The sequence below is a fragment of the Actinoplanes couchii genome (assembly GCF_016862075.1).
GTDB lineage: Bacteria > Actinomycetota > Actinomycetes > Mycobacteriales > Micromonosporaceae > Actinoplanes > Actinoplanes couchii.
Genome location: NZ_BOMG01000006.1, coordinates 82,659 through 100,144 on the forward strand (window position 1 = coordinate 82,659; position 17,486 = coordinate 100,144).

The window sequence follows — 17,486 nt, forward strand, 5'->3', positions numbered from 1 at the left end:
CACCCGCCGTCTACGAACCCAGGCGGCGGGTGAGCGCGGTGTACCGGCGGCCCGCCCCGACCGTGCGGACCGCGGCGGCCAGCGCGCGGCGCGAACCGACCAGCACCACCAGCTTCTTGGCCCGGGTGATCGCGGTGTAGAGCAGATTCCGCTGCAGCATCATCCAGGCGCTGGTGGTCAGCGGGATGATCACGGCGGGGTACTCGGAACCCTGCGAGCGGTGGATGGTGATCGCGTAGGCGTGGGCCAGCTCGTCCAGCTCGTCGAAGTCGTAGTCGATCAGTTCGTCCTCGTCCGTGCGTACCGCAAGCGTCTGATCGTCGGTCGACAACGCCGTGACGACGCCGACCGTGCCGTTGAAGACCCCCGCGACCCCCTTGTCGTAGTTGTTCCGGATCTGGGTGACCTTGTCGCCCACCCGGAACACCCGGCCACCCATCCGCCGTTCCGGCAGCCCCTCCCGGGCCGGGGTGAGCTGCTGCTGCAACAGTGTGTTCAGCGCGCCGGCGCCGGCCGGGCCGCGATGCATCGGAGCCAGCACCTGGATGTCGCGGCGCGGATCAAGACCGAATTTCCGCGGTACGCGATGACAGGCCACGTCCACGGTGAGCGCCGCCGCGGCCTCGGTGTCGTCGCACGGGAACAGGAAGAAGTCGGTCATCCCGTCCAGCAGCACCGACCGGCCCTGGTTGACCCGGTGCGCGTTGGTGACCACGCCGCTCTGCGCCGCCTGCCGGAAGATCTGGGTCAGCCGCACCCGGGGGATCACGTCGGCGGCCAGCAGATCCCGCAGCACCTCGCCGGCGCCCACCGACGGCAACTGGTCGACGTCACCGACCAGCAGCAGGTGCGCGCCCGGGGCGATCGCCTTGACCAGCTTGTTCGCCAGGATCAGGTCGAGCATCGAGGCCTCGTCGACGACGATCAGATCGGCGTCCAGCGGGTTGTCGCGGTCGTACTGGGCGTCGCCGCCGGGCTGGAGCTTGAGCAGGCGGTGCACGGTGGCGGCGGGATGGCCGGTCAGCTCGGCGAGGCGTTTCGCGGCGCGGCCGGTGGGGGCGACCAGCTGGATCTTGGCCTGCTTGGCGGCGGCGAGTTCGACGATCGAGCGTACGGTGAAACTCTTGCCGCACCCCGGGCCGCCGGTGAGGACCGCTACTTTCTCGGTGAGCGAGAGCCGGACCGCCTGCTCCTGTTCTTTCGCGAGTGTCGATCCGGTTCTCTTGTGCAGCCACGTAAGGGCTTTGTCCCAGTCCACATCGTGAAAATGCGGCATTCTGTCCGACTTTCCGCGCAACAAGTGGACAAGAGTGGAGGACAGGGACTGCTCGGCGCGGTGGAACGGGACCAGGTAGATCGCGTCGTCCTCCCGGACCACGCCCTCCTCCTCGACCAGCTCGTCCAGACAGGCCGGGATGAGCGTGCCCGGCACCTCGAGGATCTTGGCGGCGTCGGCCATCAGCTCGTTCGCCGGCAGGAAACAGTGCCCGTTGTCGGTGGCCTGCGACAGCGTGTACTGCAGGCCGGCTTTCACCCGTTCGGGACTGTCGTGCGGGATGCCGACGGCCTGCGCGATCGTGTCGGCGGTCTTGAACCCGATGCCCCACACGTCGGCGGCCAGCTTGTACGGGGAGTTCTTCACCACGCCGATGCTGGCGTCGCCGTACTTCTTGTAGATCCGCACCGCGATCGACGTGGACACCCCGACACCCTGGAGGAAGAGCATCACCTCCTTGATCGCCTTCTGCTCGGCCCACGCCGCGGTGATCTTCCTGGTCCGCTTCGGCCCGAGCCCGGCCACCTCGATCAGCCGCTCCGGCGCGGTCTCGATGATGTCCAGGGTGTCGAGTCCGAAATGGTCCACGATCCGCCCGGCGAAGATCGGCCCGACCCCCTTGACCAGCCCGGATCCCAGGTAACGGCGGATGCCCTGCACGGTGGCCGGCAGCACGGTGGAATACGACAGCACCTCGAACTGGCGGCCGTACTGCGGATGCGACGACCACCAGCCGGACAGCCGCAGACTCTCCCCCGGTTGCGCCCCGAGCAGGGCGCCGACCACGGTCAGAAGATCACTGCTGCTCTGGTACGCCACCCGGGCCACCGTGTAGCCGGTCTCCTCGTTCACATAGGTCAGTCGCTCCAGCACCGCTTCGATGGTCTGCGTCTTCTTTTCCGGCGGCACGCGACCATCGTGCCGCGAAGGGGTAGAACCGGCCAACCCCGTACGCCTAGCGTGATCACCATGGCGCTCTTTGACTTCCCGCTCCCCGAATTGCGCACCTACCACTCCGCCTTCCCCGAGCCGCCCGGCTTCGACGAGTTCTGGGCCGGCACCCTCGCCTCCGCCCGCCGGGCCGCGCTGCCACCGAAGCTGACCGAGGTCAGCACCCCGCTCAAGGGCGTCACCACGTACGACGTGACGTTCACCGGGTTCGCCGGCCAGCCGATCCGGGCCTGGCTGAACCGTCCCGCCGCGGCGACCGGGCCGCTGCCGGTGGTGGTCGAGTTCATCGGCTACGGCGGCGGGCGCGGGCTGCCGCTGGACTGGCTGCTCTGGTCCAGCGCCGGCTACGCCCACCTGGTCATGGACACCCGCGGCCAGGGTGGCGGCTGGCGGGGCGGCGACACTCCGGACCCGGACGAGTACGGCGCCGGCCCGGCCCACCCCGGCGTGATGACCCGGGGCGTGACCGCGCCGGAGACCTACTACTACCGCCGGCTGATCACCGACGCGGTCCGGGCCGTGGAGACCGCCACCGAACTGCCCGGCGTCGACGCGTCCCGGCTGGTCGTGGCCGGCAAGAGCCAGGGCGGGGCGCTCGCCCTGGCCGCCGCCGGACTGGCCCCGGACCTGGTCGCGGCGGTCGTCTCCGGGGTGCCGTTCCTCTGCGACATCCGGCGCGCGGTCACCATCACCGACAGCGACCCGTTCCACGAGGTGGTCCGGTTCCTGCGGGCCAACCCGCAGGCCGCCGAGCGCACCCTGAACACGCTCGACCACATCGACTCGGTCCACTTCGCCCGCCGGATTACCGCGCCGGCGATCCTGTCCACCGCGCTGATGGACGCGGTGTGCCCGCCGTCCGGGGTGTTCGCCGCCTACAACGCGATCCAGGCGCCCAAGCAGATCGAGGTGTACGAGTGGGACGGCCACGAGGGCGGTCGCGGCCACTTCGACACGGCGGCCCTGGAGTTCGTGGACGACCGTCTCTCCTGAGCCTCCCACCCTATGTAGAGAAACTAGTGAGGGTGAGTTACGGTGTCGGGCATGATCCTGACCCGGCTCACCCGGTGGGCGCTGCGGGCGGCCGCCCGGCGCTGGCCCGCCGACCTGCGCGCGGAACTGCTGCACGAGTGGCTGGCGGAGATCGCGTATCTGGAGGGGCGGCCCGGCACCACCGGCCGGCGTCTCGGGTTCGCGCTCAGCCTGCTCGCCGCCCCGCCGGTGCGCGACGCCGCCGGTGTCCCGCGCGGGTGGGCCGAGGCCCGGTCCGGCCTGAGCCCGGCCCTGGCACTGGTGTTCGCCGGCCTGTTCGGCCTCGGCGTGAGCCAGATGGCGAACCTGCTGTTCTTCCCGGTCTTCGACCTGCTCGGGATGGACGACTACGGCTGGATCTGGCCGGCCGGGCAGCTCATCAGCCACGGCGTGGCGCTCGCCCTGTGGTGCGTGCCGGTCGGCAGGTGGCTCGGCCGGCGGCTGCCGATGAACCGCGACGGCCGCCTCGGTGTGACCGGCCCCGCCGTCCTCGCCCCGGTGGCCATGCTGCCCGCGCTGCTGGTGCCCGCCTCCGGCGGCGAGGGCCCGCTGATCCCGTCGCTGTCCACCCTGATCGGCCTGGTGACCTGGACCGTCCTGACCGCGCTGATCGGCCGGACCATGGTCGGGGCCGGCCGCACCACCACCGCCGGGCTGGCCCTGGGCGCCGTCCCGCTCGCCGCCCTGGTCTCCGCCGCGCTGGCCACCGTCCCGCTGCTGATCCAGCAGGGCCGGGCCGCCGCGGGCGCCTCACTCCTGCTCGGGAACCTGGATCTGATCGAACCCGACCGGACCGGCATGATCGTCTTCACCGGCGCCCTGATCGGGCCGTTCATCGCGTACGGCTGGCTGGCCGTGCTGTACGGCCGTCGTGCCGCCGCCGCACCGGACCGCCCGATCCGGTTCACCGAGCCGGTCGCCGAACAGGGCCCGGCCGATCTGCCGCCGGTGCTGCTCGGCGCGGGCCTGACCGCCCTGCTCGCCGGGGTGCTGACCTGGGCGTACACGGTCACCTACCTGACCCCGGCGATGCCGTTGATGTCGGCGGTCGCCCCGATGCCGGGCGGCGACGGCGAGCTCTACCTGTGGGTGGCCGAACTGCGCTGGACCGCGATCCTGCTGGCCGCGCTCGGCGTGCTGACCGCCACCGCGAACCGGCGCTCGGCCGGCCGGGCCGCGATCCTGCTCGGCGCCGGCCTGCTCGGGACCGAGGCGGTGCTGCTGCCTGGCGAGTTCACCGGCGCCTCCGGCCTGCGGATCGCCCTGCTGGCCGCGGCCGTCGTCATCGCGGCGGCCTGGTCCCTGGCCGGTCACCCGGTGGCCGGTGCGGCGGTGCGGGTGGTCCGGGTCCGGGTGACGGCCGCCGCGATCACGGCCGTGGCGATCGGCCCGATGCTCTACGCCCAGTCGACACCGGCCGAGAACCACGAGTTCATGCCGATCGGCCTGCCGATCACCACCGCCGCGGTGGCCGTCGCCCTGGTGCTGCTCGGCACCGGCACGGCGGTGGCCACCAGCCGGTACCCCCTGCCGTGGCCGGTCGCCGCCCTGCTGGTCGCGGGGCCGGCCGCCGGCCTGGCCGGGCTCGGTGTCTTCCTGGGCAACGGGGTGAACGACACCGTCGCCGGCACCGCCATCCTGGCCGGTCTGCCGTTGGCCGTGCTGCTGGCGGCCCTGCTGCGCATCCACCGCCCGCGCCGCCGGGGCCGGACCGCGCTGCTCTGGACCATGTTCGCCCTGGCCGGAGTGCCCGGGACGATGGTCCTGCTGTACGCCGGGGTGGGCCTGCTGATGTTCGTCCCGAACATCCTCTTCTCCATCGACAGCTCCGGTTACCCGGCCGACGGACTCTCGGTCGTCCCCGGTTCGGCCCTGCTGATCCTGCCGGCCGCGATCTGGTTCGCCGGCCGCTCCGGCGGAACGGCCCCGTTGTCGGCCTCGGAGGACCCCGTGCCGGTCCCGAACTCCTTGTCCGGCCAGGACCCGGAGCCCGTGGTCTGACCGGCCGGCCGGCCCCGCCCGGGAACGAAAAACTCCTCGCGGTCTCGGCCGGGACCGCGAGGAGCTGGGTGCCTGAGAAAGGGGTCTCCGCCGGACTCGGCCTGCCGGCGGGGACGGAGGTGGCGGATCAGATGAACGAGCGGACGATGCTGATCGCCAGGAAGACCACGATGAAGGCCAGGTCGATCGAGATGCCGCCGGCCCGCAGCGGGGGGAGGACCCGGCGCACCGGGGCCAGGATCGGCTCGGTGACGCGGTAGATCGCGTCGATAGCCTTCGAGCGGGCCGAACCGGGCATCGCGGGACCGGCGAGCACCACGCTCCAGTCCAGCACCACCCGGACCACCAGCACCAGCTGGACGAGAAGCAGCGCGAAACTGATCAGGCCGAGAATCATCGGAACCTCCGTGTGAGGGGTACGTGCACCCACTATGCGGGGGAAAACTGTGAACTGGCTTGGCGATCTCTGTGACGGTCACGTCAGGTCGTGACCGTCACAACACCGTCAGCTCACCCCGTACCGGAAGATCAGTTGAAGTGGTCCGGGTGCGGCCCGGTCCGGCCGTCGCTCTCCAGGGCGTCGATCGCGGCCAGGTCGTCGGCCGACAGCTCGAAGTCGAAGATCGCCAGGTTCTCCCGGATCCGGGCCGGGGTCACCGACTTGGGGATCACGACCCGGCCCTGCTGCACGTGCCAGCGCAGCACCACCTGCGCCGGGGTGCGGTCGTGGGTGTCGGCGATCCGGGTGATCGCCGGATCGCCGAGCACCCCGGCCTGGGCGAGCGGGCTCCACGCCTCGGTGACCACACCCAGTTCGGTGTTGGCCGCCTGGGCGTCGCGCTGCTGCAGGGCCGGGTGAACCTCGATCTGGTTGATCGCGGGCACCGTGCCGCCCAGGTCGGCGACCGCCCGCAGGTGCTCGGGCAGGAAGTTCGACACACCGATCGCGCGCACCCGGCCACTGGCGGCGAGGGACTCCAGAGCCCGCCAGGTGTCCAGGTACTTCTCGTGCCGGGGCGTGGGCCAGTGGATCAGGTAGAGGTCGAGCCGGTCCAGCCCGAGGCGGGCGAGGCTGGCCTCGAAGGCGCGCAGCGTCTCGTCGTACCCCTGGTCGCTGTTCCAGACCTTGGTGGTGATGAACAGCTCGTCGCGGGGCACACCGGCGGACTTCAGCGCGGCGCCGACGCCCGCCTCGTTCCGGTAGGCCGCCGCCGTGTCGATGCTGCGGTAGCCTGCCTCGATCGCCGAGCTGACGGCGGCCGCGGTCTCCGCCTCCGGGACCTGGTAGACGCCGAAACCGATCTGCGGAATCGTGACGCCGTTGTTGAGCGTGATGACAGGCGTATGGCCCATGAAGGGTGGCTCCTCTTCAGCGGTGGTGCTTCTTCTTACCGTTCCTACCCACTGTGCAAGGGTGTTTCCTGCACATCAGCGCGCCTGTCCCGAACGGTCTTGGACAGACTGGTTCCCCGCTTTCGCCGTCCCGGAACCCGCGTCGATCGTGTCGGTGCGGGTGGCCGGGCGGGGCGGGGTTCCTCACGCGCGGGGACTGCTGTGGCCTGGACTTGGCGAGGCCGCATTCCATCGCTCTGGTGGAATGCGGGCGGTTCGGTCCGTCGCCGGGCAGCATGTCCTTGCGCGCGTCGTCCGATCACGAGACTGGCGGCCTCGTGCCGGGTGGCCCTGGTGGGTCTCTGCCAGTGTTCGGCACCCCACCTGCTGGTGTAGGCCGGGTCGACGGCCACGATCGCGACCCCGGCGTCGTGCGCTTGAGCGACGAGCCGGGTGCGGAGCTTGCCGGTCGGGAAACGGGAGATCAGTTGCCGGAATCGTTTCCGGTCGCCGAAGTTCTCTCGTCCTCGGTTGTCGGTGAAGTCGAGGTTCTCGATCGCGACGGCCCGGGCACCGCTGCGGTGGGTCCAGTGCAGTAGGCGGGTGGTGGCGTGCCGGAGTTGCGCGTCGCGGTGGGTGGCTGATCCGGACAGGTCGTAGGCGAACCGGCGAGGTCGCCCGATCGGGTTGCCCGCCCCGTCCAGCCGCCAGGCGGCGTAGTGGTCGTCGTTGGTGTCCACTCCGACCAGCATGCCCGCGGTCACTGCTGACAGAGGTGCCTGTGGAGTGGTCGCATCGGGTTGCCACGTCGCATTCAGGTACCAGCGGTCGCGGATCGCATCGTGGCGGATGGTGTACGCCACCGCCCGGTTGCGCGCCACCCGTTCGGCCCAGGCAGCGCCGCGGTGAGCGAACCGGGCGCGGGCGTCGAGCCGGTAGCGGCCGCGGGCGGCGTTGGCCTCGTGTTCCAGTTCGGCCGGAAGATTGATCTCCACGACGCCGTCCGGGCTGATCCGGATCGTCTCGTTCCCGTGTCTCTTGCCGGTCTCGCCGTCGGCGGACAAGAACATGCGTGCGGCGTCCCATCGATCCCGCCACTGTTGTTCGGTGAGGCCGGCCTCGGCAAGGTGGTGGCGGGTGTTCGACAACCGGCGGCCACCGCGCACCACGTGGACCGTGCCGGCGTCATGGTCGGCCTGCACCCGCCGGTGACGGTCCTGCAATGCCGCCACGCGGCGGGACTTCTGGAACCACTGGGCCGTCGACCGATAGCCCGGCTTCGGCCCGCCCACCGGTAGCAGCAGCCGGGCGGTGATCGCGGCGATCGTCGCGCCCATGGTCGTGAGGTGTGCTTGCTGTCCACGACGTGCGAGTGCGTACTGGGCGTTGTTCGCCTTGGTGATCGCACCGGCCCACCGCGACGACGATCGCTGCGACAACCACTGCTTACGCTCGGCCCATCGGCCGTTGTCCAATCCCGCGCCGTCGCGACAACGGGCCATGAGGTCCGCGGCGGCGAGGGAACCCAGGTACAGGCCGAGGCGGCGCAGTACACGCGCGTCGATGGTGGACACCCGCAACCGGGTCCGGGCCGTCACCGCGGTCGGCGGCGCCAACACGACCGGCGCGGTGATCCGTCGCAACCTGCTTCCCACCGCTCACTCCCGAACACGCTCCGGCACCCACCTGGCAGGAAGCGTACCCATGTTCGAATGAGGGCTGGGTGTGGCGCCGGGAGCCCTGGTGGTGGGCGGGCGGCGTGGTCGCCTGGTGGTGGGAGCGGCGTGCTGCGCGCTGCGCCGGTCCGGGTCGCGGTCCGGGTCACGGTTGGCGGGTCGCACGGTCCGTCGATTGCTGCGGTACGGGTACGCATGGCCGTGGTCCCGTCCGGCCCGGTCACCGGAGGGAGGAGCTCGATCACCGGATGGAGGTCGGCGACCGGTGGCGGGAGGGGCGTGGGTGTCCGGTGTGCGGTCCGCAGCAGCAGACGTTCCGAGGTCCGCCGCGGGTGTGCCCGTCGACGGTCAGCGCGTGGCCTGCATGGTTCCCCCGTCGGCACCGGTGGGTGGCTGTCCGGTGGTTCGGAGCGGGCCCGGTCGCGCCGGGGTGGGCGGTGCCCGGTCTGCCGGGTCGCCGTGTTCACAGGCCGACCACCCGTCGGGTGGCGACCGCACCGCGGCGCGGGCCGGCCCGCCGGGTCACGGTGACCCGGGTGGCGGCCCGCGCTTCGGGCTCGTTGCGGTAGGGGACCACTGCGTCACCGGTGGGCGGGGCCGTCGTCGCGGCCTCCGCCGAGCTTCCGTCGACCGGTGTCGCCTCGGCTCGATTCATGGCGCTCATTATTGATGAACGTACATGTGACGCAAGCCTCCCGGAGTGCCTGTTACCACCCGGAAACAGTTTTCGTCAGAACGGGTAAGCCGGCGGCTTGTCACGGACAGTGACCCAGCGGGTCTCGGTGAACGCCTCCACATTGGCCGCCGCCCCGCCGAAACGGGAACCGGTCCCGGACGCCGCGACACCACCGAACGGGCTGTTGGCCTCGTCGCCGACCGTCTGATCGTTGATGTGCACGATGCCGGTGGGGATCCGGTCGGCCAGATCCAGACCCCGCATCACGTCGGTGGTGATGATGCCGAGCGACAGGCCGTACTCACTCGCGGTGGCCAGCCGGACCGCCTCCTCGGCGTCGGAGAATCGGATGACCGGAGCCACCGGACCGAAGATCTCCTCCCGGAATGCGGGCGTGTCGCCGTCCGCGTCGGCGAGCACGGTGGGGGAGTAGAAGAGATCACGGTAGGTGCCGCCGGCCGCCACCCGGGCCCCGGACTCCACCGACCGGGTCACCACCGAATGGATCTTGTCGCGCTGCCCGGCGTCGATGATCGGCCCGAGCACCACCTGCTCGTTCGCCGGGTCGCCGACCGGCAGCGCCGCCGCCTTGGCCGCCAGCCGTTCCACGAACTCGTCGTACAGCCGGGTGTGCACCAGGTGCCGCCCGGTCGTCATGCAGATCTGCCCCTGGTGGAACCACGCCCCGAAGGACGCCGCCGCGACCGCGCCCTCGACGTCCGCGTCGTCCAGCACCACCAGCGCCGAGTTCCCGCCCAGCTCCAGGTGGGCCCGTTTCAGGTGCTCACCGGCGAGCGCGCCGACCCGGCGGCCGGCCGCGGTCGAACCGGTGAACGAGATGACCCGTACAAACGGGTCGGTGACCAGGGCCTCGCCGACGTCCGCGGCGCCCGGCAGCACCTGCAGCACCCCCGGCGGCAGGCCGGCCTCCTCGAAGATCCGGGCCAGCGTGACCCCGCCGGTCACCGCGGTCCGCGGGTCCGGCTTGAGCAGCACCGCGTTGCCGAGCGCCAGGGCCGGCGCGACCGACCGGATGGCCAGGATGATCGGCACGTTGAACGGGGCGATCACCGCGACCACCCCGGCCGGCACCCGGCGGGCCATCGACAGCCGCGGTTCCTCGCTGGGGAGCAGTTCGCCGTACGGCCGGGACGGCAACCCGGTCGCCTCGTAACACTCCTGCTCGGCCACGTGCAGGGCGAACCCGGCCATCGGCGGGATCGCGCCGACCTCCCGGACGTTCCAGCCGGAGATCTCGGCGGCGTGCTCGGACCACAGTTGCGCGGCCCGGCGCAGGACCGCGGCCCGCTTCGGGTGCGGGGTGGCCGCCCACTCCCGCTGCGCCGCGGCGGCCAGCCGGCCGGCCTCGGTCACGTCCTCGGCGGTGGCCCGCCCGATCCGCCCGAGCACGGCGCCGGTGGCGGGTTCGCTCACCTCGTAGGCGCCGCCCCGGCCGGGCCGCCACTCGCCGCCGATGAAGATGTTGCCGGTCCACAGTTTGTCGTCGAGAAGCATGCGTCGGCCTCCAAGCGCAGGGGTGCGCTGACGGTATGCCCGTGTTTCCGGCAGATCAACGGAGTGTTCCAGTCATCCGAACGCCGTTTCAGCGAAGCGGTCTACCGGTGGCCCAGTCTGGTCGAGATCTCCGCGGCGGTCTGCCGCAGCGGGCGCTCCAGCCGGGACACCACCGAGTCCGCCGTCGTCGACCAGACCGTCAGGTGCACCGCGATGTTGATCGCCGCCACCACCCGGCCGGTGCGGTCCCGGACCGGCGCCGCCACCGAGCGCAGCCCCGCGGCCAGCTCCTCGTCGTTCACCGCCACCCCGCACTGGCGGATCCGGGCCAGCGCGGTGGTCAGCTGCTCCCGGTTGGTCAGCGTCTTCGGGCCGCGCCGGGCGAAGTCGACCCGGTCCAGGATCTTGCGCAACGCCGCCGGTTCCTGATGGGCGAGCAGCACCTTGCCCATCGACGTGCAGTACGCCGGCAGCCGGGAACCGACGTGCAGGTTCAGGCCGAGGGCGTACGCGCCGGCCGCCCGGCTGCTCCGGCGGCGCTCGACGTAGACCAGGTCGATGCCGTCCAGCACCGCCATGCTCACCGTGTAGCCGGTCTCGTCGGCCAGCGCCTGCAGACACGGCGCGGCCACCCGGTTGATCTCCAGCGAGTTGACCGCGGCGAACCCCAGATCGACCACCTTGGGCCCGAGCGAGTACTTCCGGGTCTCCGGATCCTGCTGGAGGTAGCCGAGCCGGGCCAGGGTGGCCACGTACCGATGGGTGGTGCTCTTGGTGAGGTTGACCGCGCGGGAGATGTCGGCGATGCCGAGCACCGGCCGGGCCTCGCTGAATGAGGACAGGATCGTCAGCCCGCGCTCCAGCGACTGGGAGAACGCGCCGCCGGCGTCGTCGTCGTCGAGAGGCATGCCGCAGCCTAACCTCGTGTTCGAACTGTTGAAACGCCGTGCCGGGCCCGGATAGCATCGGCGGCGCGATGGAGCGGGTCAGAGAGGTGCGGCAGCACATCGGCGGCGAGTGGGTGGACGCGGCCGGCGGGCGGACGTACGACAAGCGTGATCCGTGGACCGGTGACGTCTTCGCCCGGGTCGCCGCCGGGGACGCCGACGACGCCCGCGCCGCGGTCACCGCCGCCGACCGCGCTCTTCCGGACTGGGCCGGGTCGCGGCCGGCCGACCGCCAGCAGATCCTGCTCCGGGCCGCCGACGCCCTCGACCGGCAGCGCGACGACGTGCGCGGGCACCTCGCCGCCGAGACCGGCTGCGGCGCGCACTTCGCCGACGTGCAACTCGACTTCTGTGTCCGGCTGCTGCGCCAGGCCGCCGGGCTCGGTTACGCGCCCACCGGGCAGATCCTGCCGTCCGACCTGCCCGGCACCCGGGCCCTCGCGGTCCGCCGTCCGGTCGGGGTGGTCGCCGCGATCGCCCCGTGGAACGCGTCGCTGGTGCTCGCCGGGCGGGCCGTCGTCGCGCCGATCGCGCTGGGCAACACCGTCGTGCTCAAACCCTCCGAGGAGGCGCCGTTCACCGGCGGGGCGTTCTGGGCGCGGCTGCTCCGGGACGCCGGGCTGCCTCCGGGCGTGCTCAACGTGGTCACGCACGCGCCCGGGGAGGCCGGGGCGGTGGCCGAAACCCTGATTGCCGATCCGCGGGTACGACGGATCGGCTTCACCGGTTCGACGGTCACCGGGCGGCGGATCGCGGAGATCGCCGGGCGGCACCTGAAACGGGCCGTCCTGCAGCTCGGCGGCCACAATCCGCTGATCGTGCTCGGCGACGCCCCGCTGCCGGCCGCCGTGGACGCCGCGGTCTACGGGGCGTTCGTGCACAGTGGGCAGACCTGCATGTGCGCGCGGCGGATCATCGTCGAACGTACCGTCATGCCGGATTTTGCCGCCCTCTTCGTGGAGAAGGCCGCCGGGCTGCCGACCGGCGACCCGTCCGACCCGGCCACCGTCGTCGGCCCGGTGATCAACGAGTGGGCGTTGTCGCTGCTCGAACGCCGGGTGCGGGAGGCCGTCGACCTCGGGGCCCGGCTGCTCACCGGCGGCCGGCCGGACGGGCGCTGCTTCCCGCCGACCGTGCTGGCCGGGGTGCCGCCGGAGGCCGAGCTGGCGTTCGACGAGACGTTCGGCCCGGTGGTCCTGTTGGAGGAGGCGGACGACGCGCACGACGCGGTTCGCCGGGCCGACGCCACCGACTTCGGGCTGACCGCCGGGATCATCACCGGTGACCCGTACCGCGGGATGGATCTGGCCCGGCAGTTGCGGGCCGGCGTCGTGCACGTCAACGACCAGCCGGTCCACGACGAGCCCCAGATGCCGTTCGGCGGTGTCCGGGACAGCGGCGCCGGCCGTTTCGGTATCGGGTTCGCCGCCGAGGAGTTCACCGAGGTTCAGTGGGTGACCGCCCGGCGGGAGCCGCGCACCTACCCGTTCTGAGGCTGCGCCAGGAAGGTCCGGAGTGCTTCGGCCAGCGCCTGCGGGGCCTCCAGGGCCGCGTAGTGCCCGACGCCGTCGAGCTGGACCGTGCGGATCGGTCTCCCGGCGGCCCGGGACATGGTGGCGGCGGTGAACTCGCCACCACCGGCGCCGACCGCGAGCACCGGCATCCGCAGCGGGTCCGCTTCGGTGAGCGCCACGATCTCGGCGCCCTCGCGCAGCATCGAACGGTAGAGGCCGGCCGCGCCGCGCCAGCCGCCGTCCCGCGCGTAGCCCCGGGCGAACTCGTCGAGGTCGGCGCCGGTCACCGCGCCCGGGGTGGCGACCATCGCGGTGAACATGGCGTCGAGGAACTCCCGCTCCCGGCCGGTGAGCAGCAGCTCCGGGACGCCGGGCGCGGCCAGCACGCCGATGTGCCAGGCGCCGCCGCGGGTGATGTCGGCCAGCGCCTCCAGGCCGAACCCGGGCAGGCCCATCTCGATCGCGGTCAGGCTGAGCACGTCCTCCGGGTGGCCGGCGGCCAGGCGCAGCACCGTGGCGCCGCTGATGTCCTGCCCGGCCAGGTGGACCGGGCCGGCGCCCAGGTGCCGGATCAGCCCGTGCAGGTCCTCGGCGGCGACGGTGCTGTCGAACGCGCCGCCGGCGACCGCGGAGTCACCGAAGCCGCGCAGGTCCACGGCGTAGACCCGGTGGGTCTCGGCGAGCAGCGGGATCAGCTCGTGGAACGCCCACCAGCTCTCCGGGAAACCGTGCACGAGCAGGACCGGCGAACCACCGGTGCCGGCCGAGACGTAGTGCAGCGTGGTGCCGTTGACCTCGGCGTAGTGGTGCTCCATGACGCTCCTCCGTAAAAAGACAACCTGGCTGTCTTTTTACGACGATAGACATCCAGGCTGTCTTTTGTCCAGTGGGCCGCGTAGCCTTCTGGTCATGTCCCGCACCGGCGCCGACCTGGCGCTACTCCTGCTCGGCGGCTTCCGCACCCTGGTCGACGACGCGGTCGACGAACTGGCCCGGCGCGGGCACCACGACGTGCGGCCGGTCCACGACTTCGCCATGCGTGCCATCGCCGCCGGGGCGGACAACGCCTCCGCGCTGGGGCGCCACCTGTCCGTCACCAAACAGTCGGCGGCCAAGACCATCGGGGTGTTGCAGGAGCGCGGATACGTCGCCGTCGAACCGGACCCGGGAGACGCCCGCCGCAAGCGCCTGATCGTCACCGAGCTGGGGTTCGAGGTGATGCGTCAGGGGGAGGCGATCTTCGAGGAGTTACGGGCCGGGTGGGCGGCCCGGATCGGCGCCGAGGAGCTGGCGACCCTGGAGCGGCACCTGACGACGCTGGTGGGGGCGCGGCCGATCCGCTTCGACACACCCGGCGGGGTCGGCCGCGACCTGACCTGAGTTTCTGCCGCGCAGGAGGCGGCCGCGGGCCTGCCCCGGGCAGCTCGGGAAGCGGCCGCCGACCCGCCCCGGGCCGGTCAGGAAGCGGCGGCGGCCATCGCCTGGTTCCACTGGGAGATCAGGATGCCGATGACGAAGACCTGAACGGCCGTCGGCAGGCCGGGCAGGTCGGCGGAGAGACTGCCGGACCAGCTGCTGCTGCGCTTGACCGTGCCGACGACCCGGTCACCCTCGACCAGGTTCTGATCCCAGTTCCAGAACGACTGGCGCCGGAACTCGTACTCCCGCCTGCCGGCCCGCACCTTCCACTGCTTGCGCCCGGCCTGCTCCGCCTCGGCCGCCACCGCGCCACCGTCGTCGAGCATGGTGAACTTGGTGCCCCAGGCGTTGGACCGCACCTTGTACTCCCGCCCGTCCAGCTTGAACCCACCACCCGAGGTCCACGTGCTGACGTCCCAGGTGGTGACGGTGGTCCCGTCGTCGCGGGTGAGGGCGTAGTTCTTGCCCCAGAAACTGGTGCGCTCCGCGTTGATCATGAGCCCCACGGTACGACCCTCCCTCATCGACGTCCCCCAGCACCTACCCGGCAGCAGGGAACGTCACACGCCACCGCATACGCCCGGCGGTCGCGGGTCGGCCTCGACCCGCGCCGGCCTCGCGTCGACGTGGCGGGACGCAGTGGTGCTTCTGTGGGGCCGAACGGCGTACTCCATCGGCTTGGAAGTTCTAAACGGCGACCGGGACCGCCGCGCCCACCAGGAAGTCCGCCAACCGGGAAGCCGCCGAGGCGGGGGTGGATGACGTCTCGCGGGACGCGGACAGGATGCCGGCCAGGGTGTCGCCGATGCTGTCGATGCGGGCCGCCACCTGGGCGGGGGTCTCGTGGTGGATCTCGGTGGCGATGGCGTGGATGATGCCGCCGGCGCTCACCACCACGTCCGGGGCCCACAGGATGTCGCGGGCGTGCAGCAGGTCGGCCACCTCGGGGGCGGCCAGCTGGTTGTTGGCCGGGCCGGCGATCGCCGCACAGCGCAACCTCGGGACGGCATCGCGGGTCAGGACGCCGCCCAGGGCCGCGGGGATCAGCACGTCCACCTCGGCGGTCAGGCAGGCGTCCGGGTCGGTCCACGTCACGCCCTCGATACGGCGGGCCGGGTCCACGTCCGCGGCGTGCACCCTTGCTCCCGCGGCCGTCAGCAGGTTGATCACGTGGGTGCCCACCCGGCCGGCGCCGAGGACGGCGAAGCTGCGGCCGGCCAGGTCGGGGCTGCCGAAACGGTCGGCCACCACCGCACGCACCGCGGCCAGCACGCCTGCCGCGGTGCCGGGGGACGAGTCGCCGGTGCGGCACAGCACGTGATCGGTGCGATCCCCGATGAGCACCATGTCGTCCGGGCCGGTGCCCACGTCGGGGCCGGTGGCGTAGATGCCGCCCAGGCTCTCGATCACGTCGCCCACGTCGTGCAGGACGGCCCGGCGGTCGGGATGCGTTCCGGCCACCACCGTCTTGCCGCCGCCGTGCGGGAGCCCGGCCAGCGCCGCCTTCGCGGTCATCGCCTCGGACAGGCGCAACGCGTCGTCCAGGCCGTCGCGCCAGTGCGGGTAGGCCGCGATCCGGCAGCCGCCGATGGCCGTGCCGAGGGCGGTCGAGTGCACCGCCACGATGATCGGGAGCCCGGATCGGAGGCCACGTTCCACTACGACTCGCTGATGCATCTTGCACTCCCTGTTCGATCTTCTGCCCCGAAACTAGTCGTCTCCACGGGATGTAGTTGATCGTGGCGAACTTCGTTCGGTGGATCGGGCAGAATGGCGTACGTGGACGAAATTGATTCGGCGATCGTGCGGGAATTGCAGGCCGACGCCCGGCAGACCAACCGGGACCTCGCCGCCGCGGTCGGCATCGCGCCCTCGACCTGCCTGGAGCGGGTGCGCCTGCTGCGCGACCGCGGGGTGATCACCGGCTATCACGCGGACATCAGCCTCACCGCGCTCGGGCGGGAGGTGCAGGCGCTGCTCAACGTGCAGGTCCGGCCGCTGAACCGGGAGGTGATCGAGGGGTTCAAGGCGTACGCGGCCGGGTTGCCCGAGGTGCTGTCGGTTTTTGTGCTCGCCGGTGGTGACGACTTCCTGGTGCACGTCGCGGTGCCGAGTGTGGAGGGGCTGCACACGTTCCTGATGGACCGGTTCTCCGGGCGGCGGGAGATCATCGGGTTCCGCAGTTCGGTGATCTACGCCCATCACCGGAACCGGGTCATCGCTCCTTCTGGCATTACTCCTTCTGGAAGTGCTCCTTCTGGAAATGCCAGATGATCAGGACGGGGATGTCCGCCACCGCGGTGTGCCAGGCCGGGTGCACGTAGCGGACCAGGGACCACGGCCAGGTGTCCCACGGTCCGATTTCGATCGGCGCGTCGTCGTCTTCGGTGGTCCAGGGGTCGCCCACCGTCCACCGGGGCTCGTCGCACGAACGCACCTGGAAGCCGGCGCTCAATGCCGCGCTGAGGTAGTCCGAGGCCCGGTGCCGGTGGTTGGCGATCAGGGCCGGGCGGCCGTCGGCGAGGCGCACCCGGGGGACGGAACCGAGGGCGTTCAATTCGGCTGACGCGTCCGAGACGACGAGACTTCCGCCGGGTCGCAGCACGCGGGCGAACTCGGCGAAAACCGGCCGCAGATCCGCCACGTGGGTCAGTGCGAGAGCGCAAGTCACGATATTTGCGGACAAATCAGGCACTGGGAGCCTCTGCAGGGATCCTTCGAGGAACGAAGCGCCCGGCAGCGAGCGGCCCCGAGCCACCGCCAGCATGTCCGGCGACCCGTCCACCCCGATCACCCGATGCCCCTGCCCGGCCAGCCAGGCACTGTGCCGCCCGGTCCCGCAGGCCGCGTCCACCGCCACCCCCGGCGGCAGCCCGCCGAGAAGCCGGTGCACCACCTCCTCCTCGGGCGCGAACAGCCCGTTACCGGGATCGTCGTAGGTCTGCGACCACACCCGGTACCCGTCCACGGCGGTGGCCCACTGAACCGCCACCGGCTCCACGTCCAGCTCGTCCATGGCGAGCAGCCGCCGCATCCCGGCCACCCGGGCCCGGCCGAACTCCGGATCCGAATCCTCGGTGAACGAACGCATCAGGGCCGTACCCTCGGCCGCCAACAGGAACTCCAGAGCCCGCTGATGAATCATCC

At 71.7% G+C, this 17,486-nt stretch carries 16 protein-coding genes; 5 read left to right on the plus strand and 11 right to left on the minus strand.

Translation table 11 applies throughout. The annotated features are described in order from the left end of the window. Window positions 1-10 precede the first annotated feature (10 nt). Window positions 11-2,185, minus strand: coding sequence for an SF1B family DNA helicase RecD2 (gene recD2, locus Aco03nite_RS01455; RefSeq protein WP_203792719.1), 2,175 nt, complete (start codon window positions 2,183-2,185; stop codon window positions 11-13). Window positions 2,186-2,245: 60 nt separating this feature from the next. Between recD2 and Aco03nite_RS01460 the strand changes: the two genes are divergently transcribed. Then, window positions 2,246-3,220: an acetylxylan esterase gene (locus Aco03nite_RS01460; RefSeq protein WP_203792720.1), complete on the plus strand. Its 975-nt coding sequence runs from the start codon at window positions 2,246-2,248 to the stop codon at window positions 3,218-3,220. Between the two features lie 51 nt (window positions 3,221-3,271). Then, complete coding sequence (locus tag Aco03nite_RS01465; protein WP_203792721.1) at window positions 3,272-5,260, plus strand: hypothetical protein; 1,989 nt, start codon at window positions 3,272-3,274, stop codon at window positions 5,258-5,260. 127 nt (window positions 5,261-5,387) lie between these two features. Here the strand turns inward: Aco03nite_RS01465 and Aco03nite_RS01470 are convergent, their stop codons facing one another. The 6 genes from Aco03nite_RS01470 to Aco03nite_RS01495 all read right to left on the minus strand — a co-directional run bounded on the left by Aco03nite_RS01470 (window position 5,388) and on the right by Aco03nite_RS01495 (window position 11,367). Continuing rightward, complete coding sequence (locus Aco03nite_RS01470; protein ID WP_203792722.1) at window positions 5,388-5,657, minus strand: YggT family protein; 270 nt, start codon at window positions 5,655-5,657, stop codon at window positions 5,388-5,390. A gap of 131 nt (window positions 5,658-5,788) precedes the next feature. Next, window positions 5,789-6,613, minus strand: a complete 825-nt coding sequence (locus Aco03nite_RS01475) for an aldo/keto reductase (protein ID WP_203792723.1) — start codon at window positions 6,611-6,613, stop codon at window positions 5,789-5,791. 44 nt (window positions 6,614-6,657) lie between these two features. After that, window positions 6,658-8,235 (minus strand): hypothetical protein, encoded by a 1,578-nt coding sequence (locus tag Aco03nite_RS01480; RefSeq protein ID WP_203792724.1) that lies wholly within the window; start codon window positions 8,233-8,235, stop codon window positions 6,658-6,660. A gap of 496 nt (window positions 8,236-8,731) precedes the next feature. Then, a complete protein-coding gene (locus tag Aco03nite_RS01485) occupies window positions 8,732-8,923 on the minus strand; it encodes a hypothetical protein (protein ID WP_203792725.1) in 192 nt (63 codons plus the stop codon). A 75-nt stretch (window positions 8,924-8,998) separates the two neighbouring features. Next, window positions 8,999-10,459, minus strand: a complete 1,461-nt coding sequence (locus Aco03nite_RS01490) for a benzaldehyde dehydrogenase (protein ID WP_203792726.1) — start codon at window positions 10,457-10,459, stop codon at window positions 8,999-9,001. 101 nt (window positions 10,460-10,560) lie between these two features. Further along, entirely contained in the window at window positions 10,561-11,367 is an 807-nt protein-coding gene (locus tag Aco03nite_RS01495) for an IclR family transcriptional regulator (protein WP_203792727.1), read from the minus strand. A gap of 68 nt (window positions 11,368-11,435) precedes the next feature. Between Aco03nite_RS01495 and Aco03nite_RS01500 the strand changes: the two genes are divergently transcribed. Continuing rightward, window positions 11,436-12,899 (plus strand): aldehyde dehydrogenase family protein, encoded by a 1,464-nt coding sequence (locus Aco03nite_RS01500; protein ID WP_203792728.1) that lies wholly within the window; start codon window positions 11,436-11,438, stop codon window positions 12,897-12,899. Here the strand turns inward: Aco03nite_RS01500 and Aco03nite_RS01505 are convergent. Further along, window positions 12,887-13,735, minus strand: a complete 849-nt coding sequence (locus Aco03nite_RS01505) for an alpha/beta fold hydrolase (protein WP_203792729.1) — start codon at window positions 13,733-13,735, stop codon at window positions 12,887-12,889. The two genes, Aco03nite_RS01500 and Aco03nite_RS01505, sit on opposite strands and share 13 nt — an antisense overlap. Window positions 13,736-13,829: 94 nt before the next feature. Here Aco03nite_RS01505 and Aco03nite_RS01510 point away from each other — a divergent pair, with 94 nt between their 5' ends. Continuing rightward, a complete protein-coding gene (locus Aco03nite_RS01510; protein ID WP_203792730.1) occupies window positions 13,830-14,300 on the plus strand; it encodes a MarR family winged helix-turn-helix transcriptional regulator in 471 nt (156 codons plus the stop codon). Window positions 14,301-14,377: 77 nt separating this feature from the next. Here the strand turns inward: Aco03nite_RS01510 and Aco03nite_RS01515 are convergent, their stop codons facing one another. Together Aco03nite_RS01515 and Aco03nite_RS01520 are read right to left on the minus strand one after the other, a co-directional pair. Then, window positions 14,378-14,836 carry a hypothetical protein gene (locus Aco03nite_RS01515; protein ID WP_203792731.1) on the minus strand — a complete coding sequence of 153 codons (459 nt, stop codon included), beginning with the start codon at window positions 14,834-14,836 and terminating at the stop codon, window positions 14,378-14,380. A 190-nt stretch (window positions 14,837-15,026) separates the two neighbouring features. Further along, entirely contained in the window at window positions 15,027-16,016 is a 990-nt protein-coding gene (locus Aco03nite_RS01520) for a Glu/Leu/Phe/Val dehydrogenase dimerization domain-containing protein (RefSeq protein WP_203792732.1), read from the minus strand. A 102-nt stretch (window positions 16,017-16,118) separates the two neighbouring features. On the opposite strand from Aco03nite_RS01520, the gene Aco03nite_RS01525 reads away from it, so the two are divergent. Continuing rightward, complete coding sequence (locus tag Aco03nite_RS01525) at window positions 16,119-16,613, plus strand: Lrp/AsnC family transcriptional regulator (RefSeq protein ID WP_239144831.1); 495 nt, start codon at window positions 16,119-16,121, stop codon at window positions 16,611-16,613. Here the strand turns inward: Aco03nite_RS01525 and Aco03nite_RS01530 are convergent. Continuing rightward, window positions 16,573-17,484 (minus strand): class I SAM-dependent methyltransferase, encoded by a 912-nt coding sequence (locus Aco03nite_RS01530; protein ID WP_203792734.1) that lies wholly within the window; start codon window positions 17,482-17,484, stop codon window positions 16,573-16,575. The genes Aco03nite_RS01525 and Aco03nite_RS01530 overlap by 41 nt on opposite strands. Between the last annotated feature and the right edge of the window lie 2 nt (window positions 17,485-17,486).